General features: G+C 69.8%; 4 protein-coding genes and 1 pseudogene. 4 read left to right on the top strand and 1 reads right to left on the bottom strand.

Annotation, left to right across the window (positions count from 1 at the left end):
* Positions 1–367 (top strand): annotated as a pseudogene (locus VKQ35_RS12195) (hypothetical protein); the annotation flags it as partial.
* 136 nt (positions 368–503) lie between these two features.
* Here VKQ35_RS12195 and VKQ35_RS12190 read toward each other — a convergent pair.
* Positions 504–674, bottom strand: coding sequence for a hypothetical protein (locus VKQ35_RS12190; RefSeq protein ID WP_324361932.1), 171 nt, complete (start codon positions 672–674; stop codon positions 504–506).
* 366 nt (positions 675–1,040) lie between these two features.
* On the opposite strand from VKQ35_RS12190, the gene VKQ35_RS12185 reads away from it, so the two are divergent.
* From VKQ35_RS12185 to VKQ35_RS12175, 3 genes are all read left to right on the top strand, one after another.
* Complete coding sequence (locus tag VKQ35_RS12185) at positions 1,041–1,991, top strand: tetratricopeptide repeat protein (protein ID WP_324361930.1); 951 nt, start codon at positions 1,041–1,043, stop codon at positions 1,989–1,991.
* A gap of 124 nt (positions 1,992–2,115) precedes the next feature.
* A complete protein-coding gene (locus VKQ35_RS12180) occupies positions 2,116–3,039 on the top strand; it encodes an alpha-L-glutamate ligase (RefSeq protein ID WP_324361928.1) in 924 nt (307 codons plus the stop codon).
* The coding region (locus VKQ35_RS12175) for an LLM class flavin-dependent oxidoreductase (RefSeq protein WP_324361926.1) at positions 3,039–3,765 on the top strand (727 nt) is incomplete at its 3' end. The genes VKQ35_RS12180 and VKQ35_RS12175, both read left to right, overlap by 1 nt.

Below are 3,765 nucleotides of genomic sequence, written 5' to 3'. Positions count from 1 at the left end.
GTTCGGCGACCGTGGCTGGTGGTCGACCACCGCGGCCTGGGGCCGGCGGTCCAGCCTGGGAACTGACCTCGACGCCTGGGTGCTGGAAAGCGCGGTCAAGCCGAACCCGGCCTGGACGGTGTTCGGCCGCGCAGAGCGGCTCGCGAACGACGAATTGACGCCGGCGGTCGGCGGCCGCGCTGGTCCGGTGTTCACGGTCGGCAAGATGTCGTTGGGCGCAATCCACGACTGGGCCATCGCCGACGCGCTGAAGCTGGGATTGGGCGGACTTTATGCCTGGAATTTCGTGCCTTCGGGCCTGGCGCCGCTCTACGGGACGTCGGAGCCTCGCGGCATGATGGTCTTCGTTCGGGTGAAGATCGGCTGAGGTCCTGAGGTCGCCCGGCCGGCGGGACCGCCAGGCGCGGAGTCTGCTGGGGCGCTTGGCGCGACCGGCCCTCGGCGGCGCCGCGCACGCGTTCGCTGGAACGTCGATGCGCTTCCCGCATCGACATCGCCAGAGTCTAGGTCGTGATGTCGAGCTTGGTCCCCACGCCTGGCGGGGTGCTCGCCTTCACGTCCGGCGCGCCGTTGTCGTTGTCGCCGTCGTTGTCCGTCCGTGGCGTGACCGGCGGAGCGGCGGCGGCCTGGGTCAGCGGCGTCGGGACGGCGCTCGAGATCGAAGAGATTGACATTCAGCTTACTCCTTTCCCCGTTCTGGGGTTCCGTAGGGGTAGCCGGCGACCCTTACCAAATTCGGAATCCCCCGGGACCGATCGCCGGCTTGCCCAGCAGGGTCCCAAACCGCTCTGGGAAAGGCGGACTGAGCGACCTCACGCGGGCTTTCGCGGGGCGCGCCATCCCGGCCGATCCGCGCCCTGAGGAATAAACAGGTCGCCTTTCGGGTCCTGGGAAAGAGGTCCCCTGCGGACGGCCGGCGTCTTGCGCCCGTGCGGCCGGTGTCGGCGAGCGCATCACCCCGCGCTGGCCACGCCGCCGTGCCGGGCCGGTGCGTGCTGCGCCACGGCGGACGCATGGCCTGGCTTGGAAAGGGAATCTGTATGCGACGCATCTTGAACACCGCCCTGATCGGCGGAGGGCTTGCGCTCTTGGCGGGAGGCGGCGCCGCCTTGGCCAGCGGCGGCGGCAGCAGCGGCGGCTCGTCCGGCCCGGCCCCGAGCGCATCGGCGCCCCGCTACGACCCGTCGGTTGAATATGCCAAAGCCGTGGCGGCCCTGAGGAGCAACCAGTTCAAGGCCGCCGCCAGCGCGGCGGAGCATGTCACCGATGCGGCCCCGACCAACCCGGACGCCTGGCGCCTGTTGGGCGCGGCCAAGGCGGGCGACCGCGATTGGCGGGGCTCGCGCAAGGCCTACGAACGGGCCTCGAAGCTCACGCCGGACGATGCTGAGGCCCATGCCGGCCTGGGCGTCGCGCTCGCCAACCTCAAGGATCCCAAGGCCAAGGCCGAGATCGAATGGCTTTCCGCCCGCGCCCAGGCCTGCGGCGCCGGTTGCCCGGAAGCCGACCGTCTTCGGTCGCTCACCGCCGCCGTCGCCGACGCCGTGAGCGCCGTGGCGGCCGGCGCCCCCAAACCCAGCGCGAAGCTCGAGGGCTCGATGCTGTTCGGCGGCGCCGGGAAGGGGGATGCGGCCTATGTGCAGGCGGTCAGCCTGATCAACGAGAAGCACTATGACGAGGCCCTCGCCTCCCTGTCCGTCGCCGCGGCGACCTTCGGACCGCTTCCCGACATCCTCACCTATCAGGGCTTCTCCTGGCGCAAGAAGGGCGACTACGACCGGGCGGAGACCTACTACCGTCAGGCGCTGGCGATCGATCCCAAGCACATCGGCGCGCTCGAATACTATGGCGAGCTGAAGGTCGTGCGCGGCGACGTGCCCGGCGCAAAGCTGATGCTGGCCCGCCTCGACAAGCTCTGCGCCTACGGCTGTGCGGACGCCGAAGAGCTGCGCCGCTGGATCGACGTCGGTCACGATCCCGGCAAGGACTGAGCTTCCACCGCATCGCTCGCCTGGCCCGGCGCGCGCGATGACGCGCCGGGCCAGGCGGCCGTTCCACTCGCCCGCCGGCGCGGTCAGCGCGGCGCCGCCATCCGACCGCCCGGAGTCCTGTCCCTTGGCCGATCTCGTCGTCTTCTACGAACACCCGCAGTGGTTCGAGCCGCTGTTCCGCGCGCTGGACCGCCGGGGCCTGGCCTGGGCCGCCCTTGAGATCCAGAGCCACAGCTTCGACCCGGCGGACACCACGCTTCCGGCGCCGGTGATCCTCAACCGCTTGGCCATGTCTTCCTTCCTGCGCCAGGAGGAGCACGCGCTGTTCTACTCGATGGCCGCGCTGGACCACTGGCAGAGCCTGGGCGCGCGGGTGATCAACGGCCCGGGCGTCTTGGCCTACGACACCAACAAGGCCCGCCAGCTCAGCCTGTTCCGCAAGGCGGGCCTGGCGACGCCTGCGACCCGCGTCGCCCATCGCCGCGCCGATGTCCCGCGCCTGGCCGCCGAGATCGGCTATCCGGTGATGGTCAAGGTCAATGTCGGCGGCTCAGGGACCGGCATGATCCGCTACGATACGCCTGAGGAGCTGGAGGCCGCCGTCGCCGACAGGCTGACCCCGGTCGGCGTCGATGGCGTGGCGCTGATCCAGGACTACGTCCCGGCCCGCGACGCGCGGGTGATCCGCTGCGAGATGCTGGACCGCAAGCTGCTCTATGCGCTGGCGCTGGACGGCGCGGGCTCCACCTTCGACCTCTGCCCGGCCGACGTCTGCATGGTCGACAAGCCCACCATCACGATCAGCGAATTCAAGCCGCCGGCCGAGATTGTCCGCGCCGTCGAGAAGGTCGCCTGGATGAGCGGCCTGGACGTCGGCGGCATCGAGTACATGGTCGACGACCGCGACGGCACACCCCGCTTCTATGACCTGAACGCCATGTCCAACTTCGTGGCCAAGCCGCTGGAGGTCTTGGGCTGGGACCCGCACGACAACCTGGTCGACTACCTGCTCCCGCTGATCGCCGCGCAACAGAAGGCCGCCGCTTGATGAGGTATGGGTTCTGGACCCCGGTGTTCGGCGGCTGGCTGCGCAACGTCCCCGACGAGCACATGGCGGCCACGTGGGACTACACCAAGCGCCTCTGCCAGCGGGCCGAGCAGATCGGCTATGACCTGACCCTGGTCGCCGAGCTCAACCTCAACGACATCAAGGGGACCGACCAGCCGGCGCTCGACGCCTGGTCGACGGCCGCGGCGCTGGCCGCGGTCACCGAGACCCTGGAGCTGATGGTGGCCGTCCGCCCCAACTTCCACCACCCGGCGCTCTTGGCCAAGCAGGCGGCCAATATCGACAACATCTCGAACGGCCGCCTGGCGCTGAACGTCGTCTCCTCCTGGTGGCAGGAAGAGGCTGTCAGCTACGGCCTGCAGTTCGACCAGCACGACGACCGCTATGGCCGAACCAGCGAGTGGCTGGACGTGGTCGACGGCCTGTGGCGCGAGCCGAAGTTCACCCACCAGGGCCAGCGCTATCAGCTGAAGGACGCGATCTGCGAGCCCAAGCCCGTGCGCAAGCCGGTGGTCTACGCCGGCGGCGAGTCCGAGGCGGCCAAGACGCTCATCGCCAACCAGTGCGACGCCTATGTCATGCACGGCGACACCGCCGACGTGATCGCCGAGAAGATCGCCGACATGCGCGCGCGCCGGGAGAAGACCGGCAAGCCGCCGATGAGCTTCGGCATGGCCGCCTACGCCATCGTGCGCGACACCGAGG

The sequence above is a fragment of the Phenylobacterium sp. genome (assembly GCF_035309685.1).
Classification (GTDB): Bacteria; Pseudomonadota; Alphaproteobacteria; order Caulobacterales; family Caulobacteraceae; genus Phenylobacterium.
This window is presented reverse-complemented; position numbering and strand designations above follow the sequence as displayed.

Excerpts from the sequence above, each read along its gene's own strand:
- VKQ35_RS12190 (WP_324361932.1), bottom strand. The coding sequence starts at position 674 with ATGTCAATCTCTTCGATCTCGAGCGCCGTCCCGACGCCGCTGACCCAG.
- VKQ35_RS12185 (WP_324361930.1), top strand. The coding sequence starts at position 1,041 with ATGCGACGCATCTTGAACACCGCCCTGATCGGCGGAGGGCTTGCGCTC.